Below are 25895 nucleotides of genomic sequence, written 5' to 3' on the forward strand. Positions count from 1 at the left end.
ACCGCTCACAGGACATCCTCCGTGCCGGCGCGGCGCAGGTAGACGAAGACGACCGCGAGGATCGCCGCCATCAGCAGGAACGACAGGGCGGCACCCTGCGGGTAGTCCAGCCGGACCAGGAACGCCGAGTCGATGACGTTGCCGATCATGTACTCGTTGGGGGTGCCGAGCAGTTCGGCGTTGATGTAGTCGCCGGTGGCCGGGATGAAGAAGAGCAGGGTGCCGGCGATCAGGCCGGGCATCGACAGCGGCAGGGTGACCGTGCGGAAGGCGTGCAGCGGGCCGGCGTACAGGTCGCTGGCCGCCTCCAGCAGCCGGTAGTCGAGCCGCTCCAGGCTCGCGTACAACGGCAGGACCAGGAACGGCAGGAAGTTGTACGTCAACCCGAGCACCACCGCGACCGGGGTGGCGAGCAGTCGCCCGTCCGGGCCGAGCAGGTGTACGTCGCGCAGCAGCCCGACCAGCACGCCGTTGTCCGACAGGATGGTTTTCCAGGCCAGGGTGCGCACCAGGAAACTGGTGAACATCGGGGCGACCACGCAGACCAGCAGCAGGTTCTTCCACCGGCCGGCTTTCTGCGCGATCGCGTACGCCAGCGGGTAGCCCAGCAGCAGGGCCAGCACCAGCGCCGCCCCGGCATAGCCGAACGACCTGGCGAACTGCGGCCAGTACGCCTGCACCGCCTCCGGATAGTTGCCGAACGCCCAGGTCAGCGCGTACCCGGTGGAGAGCGAACCGGTCGGGTCGTAGAGGCTGGCGGCAGCCAACTGCAGCAGCGGCACGACGAAGAAGACCAGCAGCCAGGCCGCCCCCGGCAGCAGCAGCAGGTACGGCAGCAGCCGGTGCCGGCCGGGCCGGGCCGGTGGCGGTGCCCCGGTTGCCGGTGTCCCGCCGCCCAACTGGGCCAGTGCGGTCACGACGGTGCCCCGACGGGCTCGTCGAGCAGCGGGGTGGTGTGGTCGTCCTGACCGGGCTCGCGGGGCAGCAGGAAGGCGTGCCGGGGGTCCCAGTGCGCCACCACGGTCGCGCCGACTGGGTGCTGCCGGCCGACGCCGCTGTTCGCCGCGAACGCGGACAGTTCACTGCCCCATCCGGTGCGCACCAGGTACTGGGTGCTCACCCCCACGTACGACGCGTCGGTGATCACCCCTTCGACCTGTTGGTGGCCGGTGGGCACCTGGTCGACGGCCTCGACCAGGTGCAGCTTCTCGGGACGTACCCCCAGGTAGACCGGACCCCGGTCGGTGCGGGCGCGGTCGACGGGCACCGAGAAGCGCGCGCCGTGCGCGGTGACCGGCACCTCGGACCCGGCCGGTCCGGCGGCGTCGGCGGCGAGCAGGTTGGACTGGCCGAGGAAGTTCGCCACGAACGCGGTCGCCGGGTATTCGTAGAGTTCGGCGGGTGCGCCGAGCTGCTCGATCCGGCCGGCGTTCATCACCGCGACCGTGTCGGCCATCGTCATGGCCTCCTCCTGGTCGTGGGTGACGTGCACGAAGGTGATGCCGACCTCGGTCTGGATGCGTTTCAGCTCGATCTGCATCTGCCGGCGCAGCTTCAGGTCGAGCGCGCCGAGCGGCTCGTCGAGCAGCAGCACCTGCGGGTGGTTGATCAGGGCGCGGGCCAGTGCGACCCGTTGCTGCTGGCCGCCGGAGAGCTGGGCCGGGCGACGCCGTTCGTAGCCGTCGAGCTGGACCAGGGCCAGCATCCGGCGGACCTGGTCGCCGACCTTGCGGATGCCCCGCCGCCGCAACCCGAAGGCGACGTTCTCGGCGATGTCCAGGTGCGGGAAGAGCGCGTAGCTCTGGAAGACGGTGTTGACCGGCCGCTGGTACGGCCGCAGCCGGGCGATGTCCCGGTCGCCGAGGAGCACCTGCCCGCCGGTGGGCTCCTCCAGCCCGGCGATCATCCGCAGGGTGGTCGTCTTGCCGCAGCCGGACGCCCCGAGCAGGGCGAAGAAGGAGCCCTGCGGGACGGTCAGGCTGAGGTCGTCGACGGCGGTGAAGACGCCGAACCGCTTGCTCAGGTGGGCCAGCCGCAGGTCACCGGCGGGTGCCTCGTTCGCCATCCCGCTCACGCCCCGATGACCTGCTGGAACTTCGACTCGTATTCCTTTTCCTGTTTTTCGTCGAGGGCCATGAAGACCTTCGACTTCGCCAGCAGGGTGTCGTCCGGGAAGATCAGCGGGTTGGCGGCCAGCTCCGGGTCGATCTTCTCCATCTCGGCCTGGGCGCCCTTGACCGGGCAGATGTAGTTGACGAACGCGGCGAGCTTCGCGGCGACCGCCGGCTGGTAGTAGTAGTCGATCAGCGCTTCGGCGTTGCCCCGGTGGGTGGCCTTGTTCGGCACCAGCATGTTGTCGCTGAACAGCATCACCCCCGAGTCCGGCGCGACGAACTTGATCTTGGGGTTGTCGCCGGCCAGTTGGATCACGTCGCCGGACCAGCCGACACACGCGGCGATGTCCCCCTTGGCCAGGTCGGGGGCGTAGTCGTTGCCGGTGAAGCGACGGATCTGCTTGGATTCGACGGCCTTGCGCAGCTTGTTGAGCGCGTCGTCGAACTGGGCGGCGGTGAAGTTCGACGGGTCGTGCCCGTTGGACTGGAGCAGCAGGCCCATGGTGTCCCGCATCTCCGACAGGGCGGTCACCTTGCCCTTGAGGTCGGAGCGGGTGAGCAGCTCGTCGACGGTGCGGATCTCCCCGGTGACGCTGCCGTTGTAGGCCAGCCCGGCGAGGCCGGACTGCCACGGGATGGCCACCCGGTTCTCCGGATCGAAGGAACGCCCGCGCAGCGACGGCAGCAGGTTGGCCGCCACGTTCGGCACCTTGGCCGGGTCGAGCTTCTGGATCCAGCCGAGCCGGATCATCCGGGCGGCCATCCAGTCGGTCAGGACGATGATGTCCCGCCCGGTGCTCTGACAGCCGGCCAACTGGTTCTGCACCTTGCCGAAGAACTCGTTGTTGTCGTTGATGTCCTCGGTGTAGGTCACCTGGATGCCGCTGGCGGCGACGAACGCGTCGAGGCTGGGCCGCTTCCCGGCGTCCTTGTCGTCCACGTCCATGTACTGCGGCCAGTTGGAGAAGGCGAGGGTCTTCTCCGTGGCCGACAGGTCGTCGCTCTTGCAGCCCGCCTCGGTCTGGGTAGCGGCCTTGGTGCCGCAACCGGCGAGGCTGCCGCCCGCAGCGAGCAGGGCGGCCGATCCGAGGGTGCCGGTGAGCAGTCCACGCCGGGTGAGGGGCCGCAGGGGAATACGCATGTGACGACTCCTAGGGGTCGTCCGACGGCGGCGGGGACGGGGTGCGGCGCCGGCGGGAGGGGTCGGGTGCCTGAGACGACTGATCCTGGCATGAGGTAACCAGCCTCACAAGGGATTCCGTTGCCGCAATAGCCTCTGACGACGAATTACGCCAAACTGCGCGATGGCACTAGGCTCAGCTGGGGGAACGGACATGGGGAGCGGTCGATGACGATCCGACAGCACGAGAACGGCAGCGGGGGGCGACGCGTCACGGTGCGCGAAGGTGCCAGCCACGCGCTGTTGGACGACGTGGCGAAACAGATCATCGAGCAGCTCCAGGAGGACGGCCGCCGGCCGTACGCGACGATCGGCAAGGCGGTCGGGCTCTCCGAGGCGGCGGTCCGCCAGCGGGTGCAGCGACTGCTCGACGCCGGGGTGATGCAGATCGTCGCGGTGACCGACCCACTCCAGCTCGGCTTCCCCCGGCAGGCCATGATCGGCCTGCGCACCGACGGCGACCTGGAGGCCGTCGCCGACCGGCTGGCCGAGTTCGACGAACTCGACTACGTGGTGATCACCGCCGGCTCGTTCGACCTGCTCGCCGAGGTGGTCTGCCGCAACGACGCCCACCTGCTGGAGATCCTGCAACGGCTGCGGTCGGTGCCCGGGGTGCTCGCCACCGAGGCGTTCGTCTATCTCAAGCTCCGCAAACAAACCTACAGCTGGGGTACGGCCTGAGCCCGCCCACCGTGGCCTACTCCCCGGCGCTCAGCGGGCGGCGACGAACGCACGCCAGGCGTCGGGGGTGAAGCTCAACGTGCCGCCCGTCCGGTCCTTGCTGTCCCGCACCAGCACCCGACCCGGCAGGTTGTCGGCCACCTCGACACAGTCACCGCCGTTGTTGCTGCTGCGGCTGGCGGTACGCCAGTGGGGCTCGATCACGTCCATCTCTCCACCGCTCACTTCTGGGCGGCGACGAAGGCACGCCAGACCTCAGGGGTGAAGGTCAGCGTGCCGCCGACCCGGTCCTTGCTGTCCCGCACCAGCACCCGACCCGGCAAATTGTCCGCCACCTCGACACAATCACCGCCGTTACTGCTGCTCCGAGTGGCCGTGCGCCAGCGGGGCTCGATCAGATCCATCTCTTCACCGCTTCCCGAATCAGGGAGATCGACTGGCGGGAGGACAGCGCCTCACCGGCCACGCTCTCCCACCTCCTGCCAAGGCTAACAACGTCAGCGCTCTCGGTCACCAGCTCGCCACGGAGCTGATTGTCCAGATAGGCCACCTCGGCCCCGTCCGGCAGTCGGGCCAGCATGAACGGGCCAGCCAGACCGGCATGCCAAGGCTCGTCCGCGGGAATCACCCGAACCTGCACATGTTCCCGGTCAGCGACATCCGCCAGGTGACCCACCTGGCGGGCCATCACCTCGGGATCGCCGACCGTCCGGCACAGCACGGCCTCGTCGACCACGATCACCAGCTGCGGCGGCGGGTCACGATCGAGCACGGCCTGCCGTGCCAACCGGCTGACGACGAGTTGCTCGACCTCATCGGTCGAGAGCCCTCCGGCGCGCAGCACCGCGCGGGCGTAGTCCTCGGTCTGAACCAGGCCGGGCAACACCAGCGGCTGGTACGACCGGATCGAGGTGGCGTCCTGTTCCAGTTCTGCCCACGGGCGGAACCAGGGCAGGTCGCGGCGACGGTAGGGCTCGGGCCAGAGTTCGGCCGGCTCCCGCCCGAGGACTCCGGCCACCGCCACCCGGGTACGCGGATGCGGCACCCGCCCCGAGCTGAGCCACCGCCCGGCCGTCTTCGGATCCACCCCCACCCGATGCGCCAGCGATTCCACCGTTTCCCCGCGCTCCGCCATCGCCACCCGAAGCACCTCGTTCACCGGTAGCCCCTTCCACCTGACCGACACGCTCCGGCGCACCATAGCGACAGTGCGTGTCGATGTCCGCCAGCCGTCGGCGTGTCGGCGCGGACCTCCGGCAGGGGCCCCCGAGGTGCCCCGAAAGATCCGCGAAGTGCACCGGAAGTGCACCGCGAATCACCCACGCTGGTCCGCCCACCCGACGGTTCCCACCCGTGGGCCGAGCCTCGCGGGAACCCGCCGCGCCGCCGCAGCAAGCTTGATCCACTCCTGTGGGCCGGCACAGCGGCATCCTCACGCCCCGGACCCCGCCGGGTGTCGGGTCGATCACCCCATCCGGACGGACCACGGGCCGGCAGACCGTCAGCCGGCGGGACCATCGACACCCGGGTCTGCGGAATCCGTTGCCGTGGACTCATGCTCGCGCTGAATCCGTCGCACAGAAGGCGAACTAGGCTTGCATTTCGCGGCCGGACTGTGGGATAACCGTGGGCAGAGCGGCCGGTGTCACCCCTGCCCGGCCCGAGACCCGATGGGGCTGACATGGCCGACGCCACCGACCACCTCTGGATGCACTTCACCCGGATGGCCAGCTACTCGGCCGGCGAGGTGCCCACCATCGTGCGCGGCGAGGGCACGTACGTCTGGGACGCGCAGGGCCGTCGCTACCTGGACGGGCTCGCCGGGTTGTTCGTCGTCAACGCCGGGCACGGGCGTACCGAGCTGGCCGAGGCAGCCGCGAAGCAGGCCGCCGAGCTGGCGTACTTCCCACTGTGGTCGTACGCCCACCCGAAGGCCGTGGAGCTGGCCGAGAAGATCGCGTCGCTGACGCCCGGCGACCTGAACCGGGTCTTCTTCACCACCGGCGGGTCGGAGGCCGTCGAGACGGCGTGGAAGCTGGCCCGCGCCTACTTCAAGCGCACCGGCCGGCCCAACAAGCACAAGGTGGTCAGCCGCTACCTCGCCTATCACGGCACCTCGATGGGCGCTCTGTCGATCACCGGCCTGCCCGGCATCAAGAGCGACTTCGAGCCGTTGGTGCCCGGCGGGATCAAGGTGCCGAACACCAACTTCTACCGGGCCCCCGAGCACGGCGACTCGCCCGAGGCGTTCGGCGTCTGGGCCGCCGACGAGATCCGCCGGGCCATCGAACGGGAGGGGCCGGACACCGTGGCGGCGGTGTTCCTGGAGCCGTTGCAGAACTCCGGCGGCTGCTTCCCGCCGCCGCCCGGTTACTTCCAGCGGGTACGTGAGATCTGCGACGCGTACGACGTGCTGCTCGTCTCCGACGAGGTGATCTGCTCGTGGGGTCGGCTCGGCGAGTATTTCGGTGCCGTCCGGTACGGCTACCAGCCTGACATCATCACCACCGCCAAGGGCATCACCTCCGGCTACGCCCCGCTCGGCGCGATGATCGCCAGTGACCGGCTGATGGAACCGTTCCTCACCGAGACCGGCATGTTCGCCCACGGGGTGACCTTCGGCGGGCACCCGGTCTCCTGCGCGGTGGCCCTGGCCAACCTTGAGGTGTTCGCCCGGGAGGACCTGATCGGCCACGTCCGGGCCAACGAGGACGCCTTCCGGTCCACCCTGGAGAAGCTCACCGACCTGCCGATCGTCGGTGACGTCCGGGGGGACGGCTACTTCTACGGCATCGAGCTGGTCAAGGACAAGTCGACGAAGGCCACCTTCGACGAGGCCGAGTCGGAGCGGCTGCTGCGCGGTTTCCTGTCGACGGCGCTCTTCTCCGCCGGGCTCTACTGCCGCGCCGACGACCGGGGCGACCCGGTGGTGCAGCTCGCCCCGCCGCTGATCAGCGGGCAGGAGCAGTTCGACGAGATGGAGCAGATCCTGCGCGCCGTACTCACCGAGGCGTGGTCCCGGCTGTAACCCGTCTGCGGGCCGACCGGCCGGACAGCGGCTCGACCCGCGGTCCCGCCGGCCGGCCCGCACCGGACCGGCCACCCGCACCGGACCGGCCACCCCGCACCCGAGGGGCACCTCCGCACCCCGGTCGGCCACCCGTCCCCGCCGGCCGGCACTGACACTTCGCGGCCAGCGAAGTTCCGCCGCCGGCCCGGCCGGCGCTGACCGCCCGGAGCCCGCATGCGCTACCCGGAGTTGTCCCACTGGCTGTCCACGGTGGATGAGCCGTTGACCCCGCTCCCGGCGCTGCCCGGTGACACCGACGCCGACGTGGTGATCGTCGGTGCCGGTTACACCGGGCTGTGGACGGCGTACTACCTGGCGGTGGCCGATCCGACGCTGCGGATCGTCGTGCTGGAGGCGGAGATCGCCGGGTACGGCGCGTCCGGGCGCAACGGTGGATGGTGCTCGGCGCTGTTCCCCACCGCACTGCCGGCGTTGACCCGTCGGCACGGCCGGCCGCAGGCACTGGCGCTGCAACGGGCCATGCAGGCGACCGTCGCCGAGGTGGGCCGGGTGGTCGCCGCCGAGGGGATCGACTGCGACTGGCACCACGGCGGGACGGTGCTGCTGGCCCGTACCGACGTCCAGCTCGGCCGGGCACGCGCCGCGGTCGCGGAGGCCCGCGACCACGGCCTCGACCCCGACGACCTGGTCCTGCTCGACGCCGCCGGGGCCGCCGCCCGGTGCGCCGCCGACGGGGTACGCGGCGGCACGTACACCCCGCACTGCGCCGCCGTACACCCGGGGAAGCTGGTCCGGGGCCTGGCCCGCGCCGTACGCCGGCACGGGGTGACGCTGTACGAACGGTCCCCGGTCACCGCGATCCGGCCCGGCGCGGCGGTCACCCCGCACGGCACGGTACGCGCGAACGTGGTGGTCCGGGCCACCGAGGCGTACACCCCGATGCTGCCCGGCCACCGCCGCACGGTCGCCCCGGTCTACTCGCTGATGGTGGTCACCGCGCCGCTGCCCGCGCCGACCTGGGAGCGGATCGGGCTGGCCGACCGGGAGACCTTCGCCGACTACCGGCACCTCATCGTGTACGGCCAGCGCACCGCCGACGGGAGGCTGGCCTTCGGCGGGCGGGGTGCCCCGTACCACTTCGGGTCCCGGGTCTCCCCCGGCTACGACCGGGAGCCCCGGGTCTTCGCCGCGCTGCGCCGGACGCTGGGTGAACTCTTCCCGGTGCTCGGCGCGGACGTACCGGTCACCCATGCCTGGGGTGGCCCGCTGGGGGTGGCCCGGGACTGGTCCGCGTCGGTGGGGCTGGACCGGTCGTCCGGGCTGGGTTGGGCCGGCGGCTACGTCGGCGACGGGGTGGGGACGAGCAACCTGGCCGGCCGTACCCTCGCCGACCTGATCCGGGGCGTGGAGTCGGGCCTGACCGCACTCCCGTGGGTCGGCCACCGCTCCCCCCGCTGGGAGCCGGAACCGCTGCGCTGGCTGGCCATCAACGCCGGCCTCCGGGTGATGTCCTCCGCCGACGAGGTCGAACACCGCACCGGCCGCCCCGCCCGCCGCGCCACCCTCTTCTCCCCCCTCCTAGGCCACTAACCCCCACCCTGCTCCCCTCCCACACCCCCCGACCCCGCCGACCCCCCGTCCCGCCGACCCCGCGACCCCCCGACCCCGGTGATCAAGAGGTTTGCGTCAGGTTGAAGATCGAACTTGACGCAAACCTCTTGATCACCGGGGAGAGGGCCTGGGGTGGGGTTGGCCTGGGGTGGGGGTGGGGGTGGGGTTAGTGGTTGGGGGGGATTACGCGGAGGTGACCACGGCGGCCGGTGGGCGGGGTCTGGGGGTGGGGGTCGTGGTCGTCCTGGGGTGGGCGGGGGGCCACCGGGCGGGCCGCCTCGCGGACGGCCTCGGCCAGGGCGACCAGGTCGTCGGTGGTGGGCGGCGGCGGCTCGAACTCGCCCTCGTGCCGGACGACGTCCCAGCCCCGGGGGGCGGTCAGGCTCCGGGCGTGCTGCTCACACAGGTCGTACGTGTGCGGCTCGGCGAAGGCCGCCAACGGCCCCACGACAGCGGTCGACTCGTTGTAGACATAGGTCAATGTGGCAACCGCTTGCCGGGGGCAGGCGTTACGGGAGCAGCGCCGTGGTGACCTCACGTGCGGCAGGGTATCCCCATTACCGGGTCCGGCGCACCGGTTCGCTTTCCGACACGCCCGTCACCGTGATCACAATTCGCACCTGACGCCCCGCCGCGCCCGTCGGCGCGCGCTGCCATCGGGCGGGCCGGACCGGGGGCTACCCTTTTGTTCATGACGAGCCCGGAACGCCGCCGCCCCGGCTCCGGCCGGCGCAACCACCGCGACCGGCACGGACGTGGCCTGCGTGGGCGGCTGGTGCCGGCGACCGTCCCGCTGGCCCGGACCAAGGCCGAGATCTTCGACGACCTGGTGCTGGACACCGTGGAGACGTTGGAGCGCCGGTTCGCCAAGGAACTCGCCGGCGTGGAGTTCGCCGTCGAGGACGTCCCGCCGGATCTGAACGTCTATGACTCCGACGTGCTGGAGGACGGCGAGGTGCCGCTGGCCCGGTTGCTGCCCGGCCGACCGGGCCGGCAGGAGGTGCCACCCCGGATCGTGCTCTACCGGCGGCCGTTGGAGTTTCGCGCGATGGACCGTGAGGACCTGGCCGACCTGGTCCACGACGTGATCATCGAACAGGTGGCGAACCTGCTCGGGGTCGACCCGGACGAGCTGACCTGAGGCTGCCCGGCCTGAGGCTGCGCGCCCGGTGACGACCCGGGTCTTCGGCCGAGGTTGACCAGGACCAGCACTCCGCCGGCCCACCACCCGGGCGGGCACTCATCTACCGGAGGACGGCTCCACCACCCGGCCCGGGGCCCGGGGACTGACCTGCCCGTCGCCCGGGAACCGTCGCCCGGGACCCGGCGTCAGGTCACGTCGTGACCCGGTGCTGCGTCGCCACGCCCGGCCACCGTCGTGGCCGGACCGCCGCCCGACACCGGCCGCCCCCGCGACCGGCTGTGGGCGTGAGCCGGGCGGCCCCCACCGCCCGACTCGACCTTCCATTCAGGCGGCCCGCCGCTTCAGCTTGCGCCGCTCCCGCTCGGAGAGCCCACCCCAGATCCCGAACCGCTCGTCGTGCCCGAGGGCGTATTCCAGGCATTCCGTCTTGACCTCGCACCGCGAACAGATCCGCTTCGCCTCGCGGGTCGAGCCGCCCTTCTCGGGGAAGAACGCTTCCGGGTCGGTCTGCGAGCACAGTGCCCGCTCCTGCCACTCCGGCGCGTTTCCGAGCAGGTCGGCCACCTCAAGCTGGCCGTCCATCAGATGCCTCCTTGTCGCGCACCGACGTCACCGTCGCTGCAACCCCCCACGCGAAAGGCGTGCTTGTCCGTCCGGTCCTATTTGTGCGTTCCGCGCGAACAACCCCATCGAAATTACACGCGTGTAATGCGTGCGCCGTCAAGCCGAACTTGATAATGGAGTCGTCCTCCCGACACGCCACCGGACGGTCACCCGGACCACCCGGCCCTCGCAACCTGCCCTATCGATTCAGACCCCGGGCGAGTAACGCCCTCTCCGGCGAGTTGCCCCAGATTTCTGCCGTGGCGTCGCCGCCCCGGACGCTCCCGCACAGCGCCGTCGGGCGCTCCGGCCGGCCGGTCCTATCAAGATCATGAGCATGGTGGGGGACAGGTTAACGCGGTTGGGCCCGGATCGCTCACCGAGCCGGAAATACCGACAGCGCCCCGTCCACAATGTGGACGGGGCGCTCGGGTCGGTACGGTTGTCGTGGTGCTCAGGTCGACCTTGACGGGCTGGTCGGCCAGACGAATTCGGCGATCGAACCCCCGTTGACGGAGATCGTTCCGGCGGGCGTCTCCTCGTCCCACCAGACGGTATAGACACCCGCCGTCAGGTCCGGATACACCGCGCTGTGGAACACCCCGTCCCGGACGATCCGCTCCCGTACGGCGGAGTGCGTCCGCACCGCACCGACCTGGTCGACCCGGCTGATCTCGATCTCCCGCCCGTGCTGGTCACGTCCGGTGTAGATGATCAGGGCACCGGTGTCACCACCGACGTCGAGCATCACCGTGCCGCTCTCCGTCGGCCCGTACTGGTGATGATGGTGGTGGTGGTGTCCGCTCACGCCGCTCTCCGTCCGGTCAGGAGTTCGCCGCGGCCGGGTTGTTGAACCCGTCGTACGGCGTGCCGAGGAAGGGGAAGTCCCGCAGGAACGGCGCCGTCACGTCGGCGGCGCTCAGGCCGGGGGTGACCGCACCGGCCGCTGCGTCCGGCTTGAACTTCTTGTCCACCAGCGGCACGGTGACCCCGGCCACCGCCCGCAACGCGATGCTCACCACGTCGTCGACGACCCGGCGACCGTTGGGGAAACCCGCCAGGTCCCCGCCGAGCAGCCCGAACTGGTTCGGCTTGCTACTCGGCCTGATCGCGGTGTTCAACCGCAGCATGTCGGCCTGCACGTCACCGGTGAGGTTGGTGAAGCCGTCGATCAGCCCCGACGGAATGCCGGTGAGCAGGATCGCCAGCAGGTCGGCCCGGGGCTTCTTGGACTTGTTCAGCGCGTCCAGGTTGGGGAAGACCCCCGGGTAGAGCACCGGCAGCAACGCCGCCAGCTCCGGCTGCTCGACGAACCGGGCGAACCGCTTGTCCTCGGTCGGCGGCAGCGTGTTCCACAGGTCCTTCTTGGACATCGGCACGATGACCTCGTTGAACAACGGGTTGCCCAGCCGGGACACCTGGGTCCACGGGCCGATCGCGGCGTCCGCGGCGACCCGGTCGCCGAGCACCCGCACCTGCTGCCGGGACGCCGTCGTCCACACCCCGATCGTCGAGGCCCGGTCGCCCACGCCGTACCGGTTGGACCTGCGGCGGACCTTGCTCAGCGGCACCTGCACCGCGATGCTGTGCACGTTCATCCGGTCCACCGAGTTGACCGGCTCACCCTCGGTCTTGAACAGCTTCTTGCCGGCCACGTGCAACTGCTGGAACGGCCGCAGCGTACCCAGGTCGAAGATCGCGCCCAGGTCGACGAAGAAGCCGTCCGCACGCTGCCCGGCGAACACCTTCTCCCCCGTCGACAGCTTGTACGTCGCCTGCCGGACCAGGTCGTTGTACTTGGGGATGGACAGCGGCCCCACGTTGCACGGCGGGCAGGGCAGCTTGTTGGCGAGCACGTGCTCCTTGCCGTCGGTCACCCGGGTCAGCTTGTAGAACTGCCGCCGGTTCCAGTTCTTGCTGTCCAGCGACTCGATCGGCCCGGTGTTGTAGAGAAAACTGTTCTCGTTCGTGATCTCGGTACGGAATTCGAACCGGTAGGTCACGTCGGGATGGCCGTCACCGTCGTTGTCGATATGGATCTCGTACCGCACGTCGTCGCCGAACTCGAAGAAGTTCGGGCCGCCCGAGGGGAGCTGCAACGGCACGTAGTTGGCGATCAACGTCACCGAGTCGGGCCGTTCGGGGCTGACGAAGGCGTAGAGGTCGGAACTGTCGGCGACCGGGTCCTTGCTTATTTCCGGTGCTTCGCGGTGGGACGACATGGCGGACCAACCTTTGCGGGATCATGAGGAGTCAGGGCATGACGAACCGGGCGCGGGAGCCTGCGCCTGGCGGTGAAGAGGAGAGGGCGGGCGGTTCAGGGCCACCCGGGACAGCGGGCGGGTCACCCCCACCCGGTGACGGCGGGCAGGTCAGACCGCCGTCGGACAGCAGACGGGGTCAGCCGCGCCCGGCAGCCCGGCGGAGCCGGTCCGCGAGCCCCCGGTCACGTACCTCGATCCGGGACGTACCGACGAAGACGTCCAACGTCCCCGACTTGGCGTCGCGCAGGTGGACCACGATCGGACCCTCCGCGCTGCTCGCCGACGGGGAGTTCTGCGCGGCCGACACGCCGGTCACCGTCAGCGCCGCCGCGCCCAGCGTGGCACTCGCCGCAGCGGTCAGTGTCTGCCGCCGGGTCAGTCGCGGCCAGGAACGCTTCCGCACTTCGCTCGTCATGGGGAACCTTTCCTCCGGCGGCGCGTGAGCGCGCGCGGTGTGGAGCGCGAGGTCGCCGGCGGCGGCCCTCGCCTCAACCGCCGCCGGCGAACACTGGTACGGCCCGCACGCGCGAAAGGTTCGATGTCATCGCAACGGATGACCGTAAGCGGTCGTCCGCTTGCGTGCGGGACGTCCCGCGGCGGCGGCGATCGCCCGCAACTGCTCCTCGGTACGCGCCGAACCGTTGTCCGAACCGGCCATCCGGGAAATGGTCTCCTCCATCAGCGTGCCGCCCAGGTCGTTGCAGCCGCCCTGCAACATCGCCACGGTGCCCTCGTCGCCGAGCTTCACCCAGGAGCACTGGATGTTGTCGATCCGCCCGTGCAGCAGCAGCCGGGACATCGCGTGCACCACCCGGTTCTCCCGCCAGGTCGGGCCGGGCCGGGCGATGCCGGCCAGGTAGATCGGCGCGTTGGTGTGCACGAACGGCAACGCCACGAACTCGGTGAACCCGCCGGTGCGGTCCTGCACCCCGGCGAGGACCCGGAAGTGCGCCAGCCACTGGCCGGGATGGTCGACGTGGCCGTACATCATCGTGGAGCTGGAACGGATGCCCAGCTCGTGCGCGGTCGAGACCACCTCGACCCAGGCGGCGGCCGGCAGTTTGCCCTTGGTGAGCACCCAGCGCACGTCGTCGTCGAGGATCTCGGCGGCGGTGCCCGGGATGGTGTCCAGGCCGGCCTCGCGCAGCATCGACAGCCACTCCCGCACCGGCACGCCGGCCTTGGCGGCGGCGGTGACGATCTCCATCGGGGAGAACGCGTGCACGTGCATGCCGGGTACCCGGGCCTTGATTGCCCGGACGATGTCGGCGTACCCGGTCACCGGCAGCTTCGGGTCGATGCCGCCCTGGAGGCAGACCTCGCCGGCACCGGCCGCCCACGCCTGTTCGGCCCGGTCGGCCACCTGCTCCACCGACAACCGGAACGCGTCGGCGTCCCGTTCCCGCTGGGCGAACGCACAGAACCGGCAGCCCACGTAGCAGACGTTGCTGAAGTTGATGTTGCGGTTGACCACGTAGGTGACGTCGTCGCCGACGGTGTCCCGTCGCACGTCGTCGGCGAGCCGGCACAGCTCGTCCAGGGCGGGGCCGTCCGCGCGGAACAGCGCGAGCGCCGCGTCGGCGTGTCGGGGCTCCAACAGCGCCGCCGGGTCGTCGGCCGCCAGCCGCAACCCCGCCCGCAGGTCACCGTCGGCACCCGGCACCGGCCCGCCCGACGCGGCGGGGCTCACCTTGCCGGCGACCTCCGCCCAGTCACCGTAGACGCTGTCGAAGTCGCCCCGCCGGTCGTCGGTGCGCCCGGCGGTGTCGATGGTGGCGTGCAGGTCGGTCCGGCCGCCGCCGAAGACCTCCTCCGGCTCCTGCCACGGGCGGCCCACCGGCCGGGCCGCCTCGACGGCCAACCCGGTCGCCGGGTCGGCGAGCGCGGTGACGTGCGGCGACAGCCGGGGATCGAGCCACGGATCGCCGGCCCGGACGTACTCCGGGTAGATCGTCAGCCGCTCGCGCAGGGTGAAGCCGGACTTCTCGGTCTGCCGGGCCAGCTCGTCGAGCTGCGGCCACGGCCGCTCCGGGTTGACATGGTCCGGGGTCAGCGGGGAGACCCCACCCCAGTCGTCGATGCCGGCCCGCAGCAGCAGGTCGTACTCGTCCTCGATCAGGTTGGGCGGGGCCTGGAGCCGGGCCTTCGGGCCGAGCAGCAGCCGGGCCACCGCCACGGTGGCCGCCAGGTCGTGCAGCTCGGCGTCGGGCAGGCCGCCCATCGCGGTGTCCGGCTTGGCGCGGAAATTCTGCACGATCACCTCCTGGAGGTGGCCGTACTCCCGGTGCGCGCGGCGGATCGCGAACAGCGCGTCGACCCGCTCAGCGGGGGTCTCACCGATGCCGATCAGGATGCCGGTGGTGAACGGCACCCCCACCCGGCCGGCGTCGTCGAGCACCCGAAGCCGCACCGCGGGCTCCTTGTCCGGGGAGCCGAAGTGCGGGCCGCCCGGCTCCGACCAGAGCCGGGTGGCGGTGGTCTCCAGCATCATCCCCATGCTCGGCGCGACCGGCTTGAGCCGCTGCAGCTCCGACCAGGAGAGCACCCCCGGGTTGAGGTGCGGCAGCAGACCGGTCTCCTCCAGCACCGCCACCGCGCAGGCCCGCAGGTAGTCCACCGTGGAGTCGTAGCCGCGCTCGTCGAGCCAGGCGCGGGCCGCCGGCCAGCGCTCCTCCGGCCGGTCACCCAGGGTGAACAGGGCTTCCTTGCAGCCCAGCGCCGCGCCCTGCCGGGCGATCGCCAGCACCTCGTCGGTCTCCAGGAAGGCCGCCGGCAGCCGGTGCGGCACGGTCGCGAAGGTGCAGTAGTGGCACCGGTCCCGGCAGAGCCGGGTCAACGGAATGAAAACCTTCTTCGAGTACGTCACCACGCCCGGCCGGCCGGCGTCGCGCAGCCCGGCATCCCGGACCTCCCCGGCGATCCGGAGCAACTCGTCCAGGTCGGCGTCCCGGGCGGTCAGCAGCGCGGTGGCCTCGTCGACGTCGAGCGCGCGCCCGGTGGCGGCCCGGCGCAGCGCCCGTCGCACACTCGCCGAGGTCGGGCCGGGATCGGTGCGGTCAACCATCCGCCCAGCCTAGGCGCTGGCCGGGACGATCCGGCAGCCATGCGAGCCGGGTGTGACATCTCCCCGTCGGGTGCTACCGCACCACCGTCCCGGCCGGGTCGGCACCTCGCGTCGCAGCGCGCCGACCGACCCGGGTTGGTGGCACCGCGCCGGCCGGGTCGGGCTCACGCCGTGGCGCGGGCCGACCCGGCCGGGTGCGGCTCAGTGCGGGGTGTTCGGATCGTCCCGCCGGAAGGGCTGGGTGCGGTCCCCGTCCGCGTCGGCCGGACCGGTGGTCGGCTCCGTGGACTGGCGCGGGATCGCCTGGGTCGGGTCGGCCGACGGAGGCTGCCCGAACGGCGGGGCCGACTGCGGCGCCCCGAACGGCGGGGCCGACTGCGGCGGGATGCCGGTCGGTGGCCCGGACTGCGGCGGCGCGGACTGCGGCGGGGCGAACGGCGGGGCGGACTGCGGAGCAGCACCGAACGGCGGCGCGGACTGCGGCGGGGCGAACCCGGGCTGACCGTACTGCCCGGCACCGGGGTGACCCGGGGGCGGGTAGCCCTGGCCCGGGTAGCCACCCTGCTGCTGCGGCCAGCCGGGCTGCGGCTGACCGTAGACGCCGGGCTGGGGCTTCGGCTTCGCGACGTGGTAGAGGGTGCGCCAGATCCGGTAGACCACGAAGGCGGCCATCCCGAACAGCGCCAACCAGGCCGCCCGGGTCAACATGCCGAGCAGGGCGTCCAGCACCTCGGCCTCGGCCAGCCGGCCGACCAGCCAGATCAGGAAGGTCAACACGCCGAACAGGGCGCCGAAGGCGTACTCGGCGAGGGCGACCTGGGTGAACTGCCGGGCCCGGCCGGACACCGGCGCGAGGTGGGTGACCAGCAGCACGGCCAGCAACGGCAGCACCGTGGCCTCGATACCGACGAAGGCGAAGAACTCGCTCCCCGCCCGCCCGGAGAAGGTGCTGTAGTCCGACATCGGCACGAGCAGCCGGACGAACCCGACGAAGAGCAGCACGGCGTTCGCGCCGAGCAGGACGAGCGCGGCGAGTTCGCGCAGGGGTGCGGTGATCTGGCGGGCCTGCGACGCGTCGTGCGACGCGGGCTCGGCGGGGCTGGTCACGAACTCTCCCTCGGGGCGAAACGGACAGATGCCGACGTGAGCCTAGTCTCCCGGGCCGCCCGGCGGCGGCTCGCGTCCCGTACGGGAGGATGGACGACATGCGCATCGTGGTTCTGACCGGCGGGATCGGGGGTGCCCGATTCCTGCTCGGCGTCCGGGCGTACGCCCGCGAGGTGGGCGCCGAGGTGACCGCCGTGGTCAACGTCGGCGACGACCTCTACCTGCACGGACTCAAGGTCTGCCCCGACCTGGACAGTGTCCTGTACACCCTCGGCGGGGGTGCCGACCCGGAACGCGGGTGGGGGCGGGTCGGCGAGAGCTGGACCATCAAGCAGGAGCTGGCGGCGTACGGTGCCGAGCCGGGCTGGTTCTCCCTCGGCGACAAGGACGTCGCCACCCACCTGGTGCGCACCACCATGATCAATGCCGGGTATCCGCTGTCGCAGGTCACCGAGGCGCTGGCCGCCCGCTGGCAGCCCGGCGTACGGCTGCTGCCGGCCACCGACGACCGGCTGGAGACGCACGCGGTGGTCGACCTGGACGGCGAGCGGCGGGCCATCCACTTCCAGGAGTGGTGGGTCCGGTACCGGGCGGGCGTGCCCACCGACCGGTTCGTCTTCGTCGGCGCGGACACCGCCAAGCCGGCCCCCGGGGTGGCCGAGGCGCTGGCCGCCGCCGACGTGGTGCTGGTCGCGCCGAGCAACCCGGTGGTGAGCATCGCCCCGGTGCTGGCGGTGCCCGGCCTGCGCGACGCGGTCGCCACCGGTCCGGCCCGGGTCGTCGGGGTGTCGCCGATCATCGGCGGCGCACCGGTGCGCGGGATGGCCGACCGGTGCCTGGAGGTCCTCGACGTCGAGTGCAGCGCCGCCGGGGTGGGCCGGCTCTACGGCGGTCGCCGCGAGGGTGGCCTGCTCGACGGTTGGCTGGTCGCGCCGGAGGACGACGGGGTGGCGGTGCCGGGGGTGACCGTCCGCGCGGTCCCGCTGCGGATGACCGACGAGGCGGCGACCACGGCGATGGTCCGGGCCGCGATGGAGCTGGTGTGAGACTGGAGATCCTGCCGGTGCCGGGCATCGGCGACGTGACCGAGGGCGACGACCTGGCGGTGCTGATCGGCACGGCCGCGCCGTGGTTGCGCGACGGCGACGTGCTGGTGGTCACCAGCAAGATCGTGTCCAAGGCGGAGGGCCGGCTGGTGGACGTGCCGGCCGACGGCCCGGAACGGCTCGCCGCCCGGGACGAGGTGCTGGCCGCCGAGACCGCCCGGGTGGTGGCCAGCCGGGGGGCGACCCGGATCGTGCAGACCCACCACGGCTTCGTGATGGCCTCTGCCGGGATCGACGCGTCGAACGTCGACAAGACCCGGCTGGTGCTGCTGCCGGTGGACCCGGACGCGTCGGCGCGGGCGCTGCGCGCCGCCCTGCGGGACCGCTACCGGATCGACGTCGCGGTGATCATCAGCGACACGATGGGCCGGCCGTGGCGCAACGGGCTGACCGACGTGGCGCTCGGCGTCGCCGGGATGCCCGCCATCCGGGACCACCGGGGCGAGGTCGACCCCTACGGCAACGAGCTGCAACTGACCCAGATGGCGGTGGTCGACGAGCTGGCCGGCGCAGGCGAGCTGATCAAGGGCAAGTGCGACCAGGTCCCGGTGGCGGTGGTCCGGGGCTACCTGCCGGCGTCGTCGCCCCCGGCCGACGGTGGCCGGGCGCACCCGCCGGCCGGGGGCGGCGGCCGGGACGACCGGCCGGCGGTCCGGCTGGTCGACGACGGGTCCGGAGCCGCCGCCCTGGTGCGGGAGAGCGCGTTGGACCTGTTCTCACTGGGCACCGCCGAGGCGATGGCGGCCGGGATGCGCGCCGCCGCGACGCTTGCCGACGGCCGTGGTGAGGCACCGGTGGACCCGGCGGCCGTCGACCGGGCGATCGCCGCGGTGGCCGAGGTGGTCGCCCCCGGCACCACGTTCACCCAGATCACCGACGACGAGGTACGCGCCGGTCTCGCCGCGACCGTCGACGGCTGGCCGGTCGGGGCGAGCGGTCTGCTGCTCGGCGCGGCACCCACCCCCGTCGACCAGCCCGACCTGGTGCGTTTCGGCGTCGACCTGCACCGGCTGCGGATCGCGCTGGCCGCCGAGGGGATCCCGTCCACCCTGCTGCCGCCACCGACGGGCAGCATCGCCAGCGCCTGCCTGGCCCTCTGACCGGCCCGCACCCTCCCCGGGCAGGCTGACCGAGCCGGTCATGATCACCACAGGGTCGCCGAGGTGGCGGCTTCCGCGAGGCTGGACACCGCCGGGTCAGCCGCACCTGCCCGCTCGCCGCGTCACACGTCAGGGTCACGCGTCACGCGTCACGCGTCAGGCGTCAGGCGTCAGGCGTCGAGCATGGCCCGGCCGAGCGGGGTCAGGGTGTGCAGCACCGTGTTGCGGTCGCGGCGGCTGACCAGCAGCCCGGCGTTACGCAACACGGTGGTGTGCTGGCTGACGGCGGCGGCCGAGATGTGCAGCCGCCGGGCCACCTCGCCGGTCGTCGCGCCGTCGTCGCTGACTTCCAGGACCGCCGCCCGGGTGCGGCCCAGCAGCGCCGCCAGCGCCTCCCTACCGCCGTCACCGGCGGGCCGGCCACCCTCGCCCGGGGGCGGGTCCAACCCGCCGAGCCGGTCGGCCGGATAGACCAGCACCGGCGGCAGCATCGGGTCGAGCAGGGCGACCGGGGTACGCGCACAGAAGAACGAGGGCACCAGCAGCAGCCCCCGACCGTCCAGGTGCAACTCCCGGCGGTTCGGATAGTCGAGGACCTGGAGGACCCCGGATTCCCAGCGCATCCCCGGCCGCAGGCTCGCCAGTAGTCCCTCCGCCCCACCGTCGAGCAGGGCGCGGGCGCGTACCGCCCGGTCGGCCTCCACGGCGGCCCTGATCCGCCCCCAGTACGGGTCGATCGCCACCGACCGGTACTGCGCCATCGACTCCGTCAGGTGGCGGAGGACCTCCGGCTCACCCCGGGCCAGCGCGGCAGCCGACGGCGGCAACGGGTTCGTCCCCGCCAGCAGGGCCAGGTCCCGGCGCAGCAGCCCGGTCGGGGTGGACCGGACGGCGTCCAGCCCCGCCTCGAAACCGTCGAGGCTCTGGTACGGGGTGAGGAAGTCGGGGAAGTAGCCGCGGGGCGGGTTCAGCGCGAACAGCAGCCGGAACTGGTCGGCGGCGGTCTCCCGACGCAGCCCGGTGGCCACGCCCCGCCGCCAGCCCGCCATCAACGGGTCGCGGGTCCGCCCCTGGAGCAGGTGCAGGCTGAGGACCGACTCCCAGACCGGGTCGGCGGCAGGGGCGACCCGGGTCCGGAGGATGTCCTCCTGGGAGAAATGAATGGTCAGCATCGAGCGCTCCTGGGGCGGGGCAGGGGGAGCCCGCCGACCCACTGAACTGTACCGGGCGGCACTTATCTCCACTTTTAAGCGTGGGCTGAAAGACCTCGACGCCCGTACCGTCGGTTGGCATGCTCCTACTGCCTGGTACGACGCGTGGGGGTCTCCCCGCCGTCCACCTGGTGGCCTGTGGCCCAGGGAGACGTGGGTCCGGGAGGCACCACGAGGGTCTGCGGCCCTGGTTCCGTGGAGGTGTCGCCCGGGCCCACCACCCGAGCGGTGGTCGGCTCAGCCGATCCAGAGCGCCACCCGATGATCCTCGTCGGTGACGTAGAAGCTGCGTCCGTCCACCTCGGCCACCCCCTCGACATTGTGGAACGGCGCCAACTCGGCCGCCACCTCACCCGCGATCCGGTCGTCGTCGGTCGGCTCCCAGCGGAACCGGACGTGCCGTGAGGTGACATCGCCACCGGTCGGATGGTCGTCCAGCAGCACCGAGCCCTTGCCGAGCGCGTCGATCGACCCGACCACCGCCGCGTACCCGCCGTCGGGCGTCGGGGTGATCGCGCGGAAACCCACCAGCGCACCGGGCGGCGTCACACCGGTCACCACGTACGCCCGACCGGCGCGCGGCCAGCCGCCACCGGGGGTGAACATCTCCGGGATGCCGGCCAGCTCGACCAGGACCGGTTCCCCGTCCACGGTCACCGGGAAGCGGAGCCCCAGCAGCACCGTCCCGTGCGGGGTGAACGTCGCCGCCTCCACGTTCAGCGGCAGGTCACCGTCGGCCAGCCGGCGTACCCAGGACTTGGCCCGCGCCGTACCCCGGGACACCGTCTCGCCGATGAACCGCTGGCGGACCCGCTCACCCGGCGGCAACGGGGTGAACGCCGCCTTGGCCAGGGCGTCGTTGACCGCCCGGTGCACCCGGAACCGGTTGCGGACCACCTGCACCGGCAGCGTCCCGGTGGCGGCGTCGTCCTCCCGGAACCGGGCCACGAACGCACGGCGGGGCCGCAGCGGGCCGGCCTTGGAACCGAAGTGCGACCCGAAGACGTACACCCAGCCGTCGTGCGCGGCGAGCGCCTCACCGTCCTCGGTACGGCCGTTCTCGGCCCCCGCGTCGGCCGTCACGTGATGGGCGACCCACTCGCCGTCGGTGCGCTCCAGCAGCAGGGCGAGGCAGTGTTCCACCGGCCCCTCGTCGAGCACGGTCCAGAAACCACGGACGGCGTCGTACGCCCGCAGCAGCGACCGGGACCGGACCGGCAACAGGTCGCTGGCCTCGTTGCCCGCCACCACGAACTCCAGAAGTCTCAGGCTCACCGCGCCAGGGTACGGAGCGCACGCTCGTAGAGTGTCGGGATGCCCGACGCCTTCCCCGCCACCCCGGTCCCCTCCCCGGCCGGCACCACCGTTCCAGCCACCCCCACCGACCCGAGCGGGACTGCCGACCCGAGCAGGGCTGCCGGCCCGAGCGGGACTGCCGACCCGGGCGGGGCTGCCGGGTCCACCTGCGCCAGCCGGGCGGACACCGCCACCCTGCCGGGCGGGACCAGCGGAGCCCGCCCCGGAGTGCCCGGCGACGGGAACGTGGCGCTGCACGCGGACGCGGTGGCGGTGCTGGCCGGTTGGACGCCGACCGGGCCGGACGCCGCCGAGGCGCGGGACCGCACCCTCGCGCTCCTCGCCGACGGCCCGGTCGCCCTGACCCGCCACCACCTGCCGGGCCACCTCACCGCGAGCGCGCTGATCCTCGACGCCGCCGGAGCCCGGGTGCTGCTCTGCCTGCACGGCAAGCTGCACCGCTGGGTGCAGTTGGGCGGGCACTGCGAACCGGGCGACGAGACACTGGCCGGGGCGGCGTTGCGCGAGGCCACCGAGGAGTCCGGCATCGCCGGGCTGGTCATCGATCCCGTACCGATCGACGTGGACATCCATCCGGTGCGCTGCCAGGGTGGTTCGCTGCACCACGACGTGCGGTTCGCGGTCTTCGCCCCGCCGGACGCGGTCGAGCAGGTCAGCGACGAATCCGAGGCGCTCGGCTGGTTCCCGACCGACCGGCTGCCGGAGCCGCTGGCCGGCGGGACCGCCAAACTCGTCGCGCCGGCCCTGGCCGTCCACGCCCACCGGGCCCGCTGACCGCCCGCTCCGACCCGCGCCCGACGGCCGACCCGCGCCCGACGGTCGACCCCGGGAGACAGCCGACCCCGGGAGACGGTCGACCCGCCCCGGCGGTGGGCCCGTCCGGCGGGCGGAAAGCCCGACGGTCGGAGCGACATACCACCGGGCGGGGGTCAGGCCGCCCCGACGGTCAGACCAGCCCGTCCTCGCCCCGGGCTTTCAGCTCGTCGACCAGGGCCTTGACGTCCTGGGCCCGGTCGCGCGGGCAGACCAGCACCGCGTCGGGGGTGTCCACCACGATCAGGTCACGGACCCCGAGAGCGGCGACCAGCCGACCCGACTGCGGCACCACCACCAGGTCGTGGGCGTCGTGCAGCAGGACCCCGGGCTTGGCGTCGGTGCCCAGCACCACGTTGCCGGCCGGGTCGGCGGGCAACACCTCGCCGAGGGTGTGGAAGTCGCCCACGTCGTTCCAGCCGAAGTCACCGGGCACGGTGGCGACCCGGCCGGCGGTGGCCGCACCCTCCATCACCGCGTAGTCGACGGAGATCTTCGGCAGTGTCGGCCAGACCGCGCCGAGGACCTCGTCCTGCTCAGGGGTGCCCCAGGCCGCCGCGATCGAGATCACCCCGGCGTGCAGGGCGGGCTGCTGGCGGGCCAGCTCGGCGAGGAAGACGTCCACCCGCCAGACGAACATGCTGGCGTTCCAGAGGTGCCGGCCCGAACGCAGGTACGCCTCGGCGACCGGCGCGGCCGGCTTCTCCTTGAACTCGGTCACCGGACGCATCGGGCCGTCGCCGGTCGGCTCACCGGTCTCCAGGTAGCCGTAACCGGTCTCCGCCCGGGTCGGGGTGATCCCCACCGTCATCAGCAGCCCCTGCTCGGCACCGCCGATCGCCGCCCGGACCGTCTGCACCCAGGTGGCCGGGTCGCGGATCAGGTGGTCGGCGGCGAAGGAGCCCATCACCGCCGTCTCGTCCCGCCGGGCGATCACCGCCGCCGCCAGGGCGATCGCCGCGCAGGAGTCCCGGGGCGACGGCTCCACCAGGATGTTCTCCTCCGGCACCCCGCTCAGCTGCCGGGCCACCGCCGCCGCGTGGGCGGCCCCGGTGACCACCAGGATGCGCTCCGGTGTGGTCAACGGCGCGAGCCGGCCCACGGTCGCCTGGAGCAGCGACGCGTCGGTGCCGGTGAGCGGATGGAGGAACTTGGGGTGCCCCGCGCGGGACAGCGGCCACAACCTCGTGCCGCTGCCACCCGCCGGGATGACGGCGTAGAGCATCAGCACATCATGCCCGAACCGCCACAGGTCGGATGCCGGGTCCGCCGTACGGTCAGCGACCACTCAGGAACGCGCCCGGCTCCAGGCGGCGATGTGCACCTCGGCGCTGGACGCCCAGGTGAACTCCTTGGCCCGGTCGACACCGGCCTTGGCCAGGGACAACCGGCGCTGCTCGTCGTCGAGCAGGGCGGCCAGGTCGGTGGCGATCTGGTCCGGGTCCTCACTGGTGTACGCGACCGCGTCACCGCCCACCTCGGGCAGTGAGAGCCGGGGCGTGGTGAGCACCGGCGCGGCGCAGGCCATCGCCTCCAGGATCGGCAGACCGAACCCCTCGCCGTACGACGGGTAGGCGGCGACCAGCGCCCCGCCGAGGAAGCCGGGCAGGTCGGCGTAGCGCAGGTAACCGGGACGCAGCAACCGCAGGTGCGACGGGACCTCGGCCACCGCGCGGTCGATGTCGTCGTCGTGCCCCTGACCACCGGCGACCACCAGGGCCGGCGGGTTCTCCCGGTCGCCCACCGCCCGCGCCCAACCCCGGATCAGATTGGGTACGTTCTTGCGCGGTTCCTTGGCCCCGAGGAAGGCGACGTAGCTGCTGCCGCCGAGCCCCAGCCGGGCCCGTACCCGCGCCTTCTCCTCCTCGCCCGGGGCGTGGAAGGCGTCCTGGTCGACCCCGTGGTAAGCCACGTCGATCCGGGTCGGGTCGGCGTCGAGCAGCCGGATCAACTCGTCACGGGTGGCCTTGCTCGGCACGATCACCCGGCTGGCCCGGCGCAGCGACGTCTTGATCGCGCTGCGGAAGAACGTCCGCCGGGACTTGTCGTAGTGCTCCGGCTCGGTGAAGAACGTCGCGTCGTGCACGGTCACCGTGACCGGGCAGCCGGCCCGCAGCGGGCAGGTGTAGAACGGCGAGTGCAGCACCTCGGCACCGACCTGCTGGGCGAGCAACGGCAGGCCGGTCTGCTCCCAGGCGAGCCGGGCCGGGCGGTGGGCGACAGCGGCCGGGGCGGGGATCACCTCGGCACCGGGCAGCATCCGGGCGTAGCGCTCCAGGTCGGTGCGCAGGCTCACCACGACCAGGTCGACCGTTTCCCCGCACACTGTGCCGAGGGCCCCGAGCAGGCCATCGACGTATCTACCGACGCCGCCACGGTCGGCGGGGACACTCGTGGCGTCGATGAGCACGCGGGGCGGGCGACCGGCGGTCACGGGGCGACTCCTAGCACTAACTGGTTTGTGGGGAACAACACTCCGGGCAAGCCTACGCCGGAGCGTGGCGCGGACGCTGACTCCGACCCGACCGTACGCCGACTTGTCATCGTCATCGAATACGGGCGACAGGGGCGTATCGTTCGCGCCGATGGCCGACAACATTGCCCGGGTGTTCGCCGCCGCGATCGCGGCCGACCCCGCCCGCCCCCTGCTGACCTGGTACGACGACGCCACCGGCGAACGCACCGAACTCTCCGGCGCGACCCTGGCGAACTGGGTGGCCAAGACCGCAAACCTGCTCGTCGACGAGTTGGCCCTGAGCCCCGGCGACCCGGCCGGGGTGCTGCTGCCACCACACTGGCAGACCGCCGCCGTGCTGCTCGGCTGCTGGTCGGCCGGGTTGACGGTGCGTGACGAACCGGGTGACGTGGACGTGCTCTTCGCCGCCGCCGACCGGGTGGCCGAGGCCGACGCCTGGCCGGCCGGCGACCGGTACGCGCTGGCGCTCGCCCCGTTCGCCGCCCCGCTGCGCGAGGTCCCCGCCGGCTTCGCCGACTACGTCGTCGAGGTACGCACCCAGGGTGACCACTTCACCCCGTCCGGCCAGGGTGGCCCCACCGACGCGGCCCTGCTGGCCGAGGCGGACGCCCGCGCGACGGCCCTCGGCATCTCCCCCGGCGACCGGCTGCTCATCGACGCGACCGCCCACCCCGACCCGCGCGACTGGCTGCTCGCCCCGCTGCTGCGGGGGGCGACGGTCGTGCTGACCGGCAACCCCGACCGCTCCCGCTTCCCCACCCGCGCCACCACCGAACGCACCACCCACACCCTCCCCTGACCCCACCTCCTCCACCCCGCCCCGCCGCTTCCTCCCCGCCTCCTCCCGCCCTCCTCGCCTCGCCCCGGTGATCAAGAGGTTTACGTCAAAATTCCGCCGACAAATGACGTAAACCTCTTGATCACCCGACCTCGACGGCGCTGGTGTTCGGTGATCAAGAGGTTTGGGTCAGGAACAGGGGGGCGGTTTCTAGGCTTCAGTGCAACTGATCTTGGGTTGGGTTGGAGGTCCTGGTGGCGAAGCCGGGTGTGTTGACGTTCGGGCATCGGCAGGT

Annotated in this window: 25 protein-coding genes; 8 read left to right on the plus strand and 17 right to left on the minus strand. The window is 72.2% G+C overall.

The features are described 5' to 3' along the window. Positions 1 to 5 precede the first annotated feature (5 nt). Genes AB0B63_RS27710 through AB0B63_RS27720 form a run of 3 tightly spaced genes read right to left on the minus strand, consistent with a single transcriptional unit; the run spans position 6 to position 3255 of the window. A complete protein-coding gene (locus tag AB0B63_RS27710) occupies positions 6 to 908 on the minus strand; it encodes an ABC transporter permease (RefSeq protein WP_219470694.1) in 903 nt (300 codons plus the stop codon). 5 nt (positions 909 to 913) lie between these two features. Further along, a complete protein-coding gene (locus AB0B63_RS27715) occupies positions 914 to 2065 on the minus strand; it encodes an ABC transporter ATP-binding protein (protein ID WP_357023972.1) in 1152 nt (383 codons plus the stop codon). Between the two features lie 5 nt (positions 2066 to 2070). Continuing rightward, a complete protein-coding gene (locus AB0B63_RS27720; RefSeq protein WP_357023930.1) occupies positions 2071 to 3255 on the minus strand; it encodes a spermidine/putrescine ABC transporter substrate-binding protein in 1185 nt (394 codons plus the stop codon). A 207-nt stretch (positions 3256 to 3462) separates the two neighbouring features. Here AB0B63_RS27720 and AB0B63_RS27725 point away from each other — a divergent pair, with 207 nt between their 5' ends. After that, a complete protein-coding gene (locus AB0B63_RS27725; RefSeq protein ID WP_357023934.1) occupies positions 3463 to 3975 on the plus strand; it encodes an Lrp/AsnC family transcriptional regulator in 513 nt (170 codons plus the stop codon). A gap of 30 nt (positions 3976 to 4005) precedes the next feature. On the opposite strand, the gene AB0B63_RS27730 is transcribed toward AB0B63_RS27725, so the two are convergent. From AB0B63_RS27730 to AB0B63_RS27740, 3 genes are read right to left on the minus strand one after another with little or no spacing between them, the layout of a single operon-like run. Beyond that, complete coding sequence (locus AB0B63_RS27730) at positions 4006 to 4185, minus strand: DUF397 domain-containing protein (protein ID WP_357023937.1); 180 nt, start codon at positions 4183 to 4185, stop codon at positions 4006 to 4008. A gap of 11 nt (positions 4186 to 4196) precedes the next feature. Further along, complete coding sequence (locus tag AB0B63_RS27735; RefSeq protein WP_357023940.1) at positions 4197 to 4379, minus strand: DUF397 domain-containing protein; 183 nt, start codon at positions 4377 to 4379, stop codon at positions 4197 to 4199. Further along, positions 4370 to 5134 (minus strand): helix-turn-helix transcriptional regulator, encoded by a 765-nt coding sequence (locus AB0B63_RS27740; RefSeq protein WP_357023943.1) that lies wholly within the window; start codon positions 5132 to 5134, stop codon positions 4370 to 4372. Before AB0B63_RS27740 ends, AB0B63_RS27735 begins: the two co-directional genes overlap by 10 nt. Positions 5135 to 5656: 522 nt before the next feature. Here AB0B63_RS27740 and AB0B63_RS27745 point away from each other — a divergent pair. Further along, positions 5657 to 7003 carry an aspartate aminotransferase family protein gene (locus tag AB0B63_RS27745; RefSeq protein WP_208570301.1) on the plus strand — a complete coding sequence of 449 codons (1347 nt, stop codon included), beginning with the start codon at positions 5657 to 5659 and terminating at the stop codon, positions 7001 to 7003. A 216-nt stretch (positions 7004 to 7219) separates the two neighbouring features. Next, the gene (locus AB0B63_RS27750; protein WP_357023946.1) at positions 7220 to 8596 is read left to right on the plus strand and encodes an FAD-dependent oxidoreductase; all 1377 of its coding nucleotides are present in this window, start codon (positions 7220 to 7222) and stop codon (positions 8594 to 8596) included. Positions 8597 to 8783: 187 nt separating this feature from the next. Here the strand turns inward: AB0B63_RS27750 and AB0B63_RS27755 are convergent, their stop codons facing one another. Continuing rightward, the gene (locus tag AB0B63_RS27755) at positions 8784 to 9155 is read right to left on the minus strand and encodes a DUF3499 domain-containing protein (protein ID WP_208570299.1); all 372 of its coding nucleotides are present in this window, start codon (positions 9153 to 9155) and stop codon (positions 8784 to 8786) included. Positions 9156 to 9308: 153 nt separating this feature from the next. On the opposite strand from AB0B63_RS27755, the gene AB0B63_RS27760 reads away from it, so the two are divergent. After that, on the plus strand, positions 9309 to 9758 hold the full coding sequence (locus tag AB0B63_RS27760) for a metallopeptidase family protein (RefSeq protein ID WP_208570298.1): 450 nt from the start codon (positions 9309 to 9311) through the stop codon (positions 9756 to 9758). A 327-nt stretch (positions 9759 to 10085) separates the two neighbouring features. On the opposite strand, the gene AB0B63_RS27765 is transcribed toward AB0B63_RS27760, so the two are convergent. From AB0B63_RS27765 to AB0B63_RS27790, 6 genes are all read right to left on the minus strand, one after another. Continuing rightward, the gene (locus AB0B63_RS27765) at positions 10086 to 10343 is read right to left on the minus strand and encodes a WhiB family transcriptional regulator (RefSeq protein ID WP_007455784.1); all 258 of its coding nucleotides are present in this window, start codon (positions 10341 to 10343) and stop codon (positions 10086 to 10088) included. Positions 10344 to 10818: 475 nt separating this feature from the next. Continuing rightward, entirely contained in the window at positions 10819 to 11112 is a 294-nt protein-coding gene (locus AB0B63_RS27770; protein ID WP_357023975.1) for a phospholipase, read from the minus strand. Between the two features lie 76 nt (positions 11113 to 11188). After that, positions 11189 to 12586 (minus strand): DUF4331 domain-containing protein, encoded by a 1398-nt coding sequence (locus AB0B63_RS27775; protein WP_208570297.1) that lies wholly within the window; start codon positions 12584 to 12586, stop codon positions 11189 to 11191. A gap of 178 nt (positions 12587 to 12764) precedes the next feature. Continuing rightward, positions 12765 to 13043: a hypothetical protein gene (locus AB0B63_RS27780; RefSeq protein ID WP_208570296.1), complete on the minus strand. Its 279-nt coding sequence runs from the start codon at positions 13041 to 13043 to the stop codon at positions 12765 to 12767. Between the two features lie 126 nt (positions 13044 to 13169). After that, positions 13170 to 15692 (minus strand): bifunctional FO biosynthesis protein CofGH, encoded by a 2523-nt coding sequence (locus AB0B63_RS27785; protein WP_357023953.1) that lies wholly within the window; start codon positions 15690 to 15692, stop codon positions 13170 to 13172. A gap of 201 nt (positions 15693 to 15893) precedes the next feature. Continuing rightward, positions 15894 to 16799, minus strand: a complete 906-nt coding sequence (locus tag AB0B63_RS27790) for a hypothetical protein (protein ID WP_357023956.1) — start codon at positions 16797 to 16799, stop codon at positions 15894 to 15896. 98 nt (positions 16800 to 16897) lie between these two features. On the opposite strand from AB0B63_RS27790, the gene cofD reads away from it, so the two are divergent. Then, positions 16898 to 17845 (plus strand): 2-phospho-L-lactate transferase, encoded by a 948-nt coding sequence (gene cofD, locus AB0B63_RS27795; protein ID WP_208570293.1) that lies wholly within the window; start codon positions 16898 to 16900, stop codon positions 17843 to 17845. Next, entirely contained in the window at positions 17842 to 19005 is a 1164-nt protein-coding gene (locus tag AB0B63_RS27800; protein ID WP_208570292.1) for a coenzyme F420-0:L-glutamate ligase, read from the plus strand. The genes cofD and AB0B63_RS27800 overlap by 4 nt, the downstream gene beginning before the upstream one ends. A 170-nt stretch (positions 19006 to 19175) precedes the next feature. Here the strand turns inward: AB0B63_RS27800 and AB0B63_RS27805 are convergent, their stop codons facing one another. Further along, on the minus strand, positions 19176 to 20177 hold the full coding sequence (locus AB0B63_RS27805) for a winged helix-turn-helix domain-containing protein (protein WP_219467342.1): 1002 nt from the start codon (positions 20175 to 20177) through the stop codon (positions 19176 to 19178). A gap of 276 nt (positions 20178 to 20453) precedes the next feature. Further along, positions 20454 to 21491 carry a hypothetical protein gene (locus tag AB0B63_RS27810; RefSeq protein WP_357023962.1) on the minus strand — a complete coding sequence of 346 codons (1038 nt, stop codon included), beginning with the start codon at positions 21489 to 21491 and terminating at the stop codon, positions 20454 to 20456. 249 nt (positions 21492 to 21740) lie between these two features. On the opposite strand from AB0B63_RS27810, the gene AB0B63_RS27815 reads away from it, so the two are divergent. Beyond that, the gene (locus AB0B63_RS27815) at positions 21741 to 22307 is read left to right on the plus strand and encodes an NUDIX domain-containing protein (protein ID WP_307800019.1); all 567 of its coding nucleotides are present in this window, start codon (positions 21741 to 21743) and stop codon (positions 22305 to 22307) included. A gap of 172 nt (positions 22308 to 22479) precedes the next feature. Here the strand turns inward: AB0B63_RS27815 and AB0B63_RS27820 are convergent, their stop codons facing one another. Both AB0B63_RS27820 and AB0B63_RS27825 read right to left on the minus strand, forming a co-directional pair. Beyond that, a complete protein-coding gene (locus AB0B63_RS27820) occupies positions 22480 to 23571 on the minus strand; it encodes a sugar phosphate nucleotidyltransferase (RefSeq protein WP_208570969.1) in 1092 nt (363 codons plus the stop codon). Positions 23572 to 23634: 63 nt separating this feature from the next. Next, a complete protein-coding gene (locus tag AB0B63_RS27825; protein WP_357023966.1) occupies positions 23635 to 24780 on the minus strand; it encodes a glycosyltransferase family 1 protein in 1146 nt (381 codons plus the stop codon). Between the two features lie 151 nt (positions 24781 to 24931). Here AB0B63_RS27825 and AB0B63_RS27830 point away from each other — a divergent pair, with 151 nt between their 5' ends. Next, positions 24932 to 25621 carry a TIGR03089 family protein gene (locus AB0B63_RS27830; protein WP_208570967.1) on the plus strand — a complete coding sequence of 230 codons (690 nt, stop codon included), beginning with the start codon at positions 24932 to 24934 and terminating at the stop codon, positions 25619 to 25621. Positions 25622 to 25895: the final 274 nt, after the last annotated feature.

Origin of the sequence: Micromonospora sp. NPDC049081, assembly GCF_040648835.1 — a bacterium.
Taxonomy (GTDB): domain Bacteria; phylum Actinomycetota; class Actinomycetes; order Mycobacteriales; family Micromonosporaceae; genus Micromonospora; species Micromonospora antibiotica.

Bases quoted from the DNA above. Each gene is read 5' to 3' on its own strand.
- AB0B63_RS27715 (WP_357023972.1), bottom strand. From the start codon at position 2,065: ATGGCGAACGAGGCACCCGCCGGTGACCTGCGGCTGGCCCACCTGAGC.
- AB0B63_RS27720 (WP_357023930.1), bottom strand. From the start codon at position 3,255: ATGCGTATTCCCCTGCGGCCCCTCACCCGGCGTGGACTGCTCACCGGC.
- AB0B63_RS27725 (WP_357023934.1), top strand. From the start codon at position 3,463: ATGACGATCCGACAGCACGAGAACGGCAGCGGGGGGCGACGCGTCACG.
- AB0B63_RS27730 (WP_357023937.1), bottom strand. From the start codon at position 4,185: ATGGACGTGATCGAGCCCCACTGGCGTACCGCCAGCCGCAGCAGCAAC.
- AB0B63_RS27735 (WP_357023940.1), bottom strand. From the start codon at position 4,379: ATGGATCTGATCGAGCCCCGCTGGCGCACGGCCACTCGGAGCAGCAGT.
- AB0B63_RS27745 (WP_208570301.1), top strand. From the start codon at position 5,657: ATGGCCGACGCCACCGACCACCTCTGGATGCACTTCACCCGGATGGCC.
- AB0B63_RS27750 (WP_357023946.1), top strand. From the start codon at position 7,220: ATGCGCTACCCGGAGTTGTCCCACTGGCTGTCCACGGTGGATGAGCCG.
- AB0B63_RS27760 (WP_208570298.1), top strand. From the start codon at position 9,309: ATGACGAGCCCGGAACGCCGCCGCCCCGGCTCCGGCCGGCGCAACCAC.
- AB0B63_RS27765 (WP_007455784.1), bottom strand. From the start codon at position 10,343: ATGGACGGCCAGCTTGAGGTGGCCGACCTGCTCGGAAACGCGCCGGAG.
- AB0B63_RS27770 (WP_357023975.1), bottom strand. From the start codon at position 11,112: ATGCTCGACGTCGGTGGTGACACCGGTGCCCTGATCATCTACACCGGA.
- AB0B63_RS27775 (WP_208570297.1), bottom strand. From the start codon at position 12,586: ATGTCGTCCCACCGCGAAGCACCGGAAATAAGCAAGGACCCGGTCGCC.
- AB0B63_RS27780 (WP_208570296.1), bottom strand. From the start codon at position 13,043: ATGACGAGCGAAGTGCGGAAGCGTTCCTGGCCGCGACTGACCCGGCGG.
- AB0B63_RS27785 (WP_357023953.1), bottom strand. From the start codon at position 15,692: ATGGTTGACCGCACCGATCCCGGCCCGACCTCGGCGAGTGTGCGACGG.
- cofD (WP_208570293.1), top strand. From the start codon at position 16,898: ATGCGCATCGTGGTTCTGACCGGCGGGATCGGGGGTGCCCGATTCCTG.
- AB0B63_RS27805 (WP_219467342.1), bottom strand. From the start codon at position 20,177: ATGCTGACCATTCATTTCTCCCAGGAGGACATCCTCCGGACCCGGGTC.
- AB0B63_RS27820 (WP_208570969.1), bottom strand. From the start codon at position 23,571: ATGCTCTACGCCGTCATCCCGGCGGGTGGCAGCGGCACGAGGTTGTGG.
- AB0B63_RS27830 (WP_208570967.1), top strand. From the start codon at position 24,932: ATGGCCGACAACATTGCCCGGGTGTTCGCCGCCGCGATCGCGGCCGAC.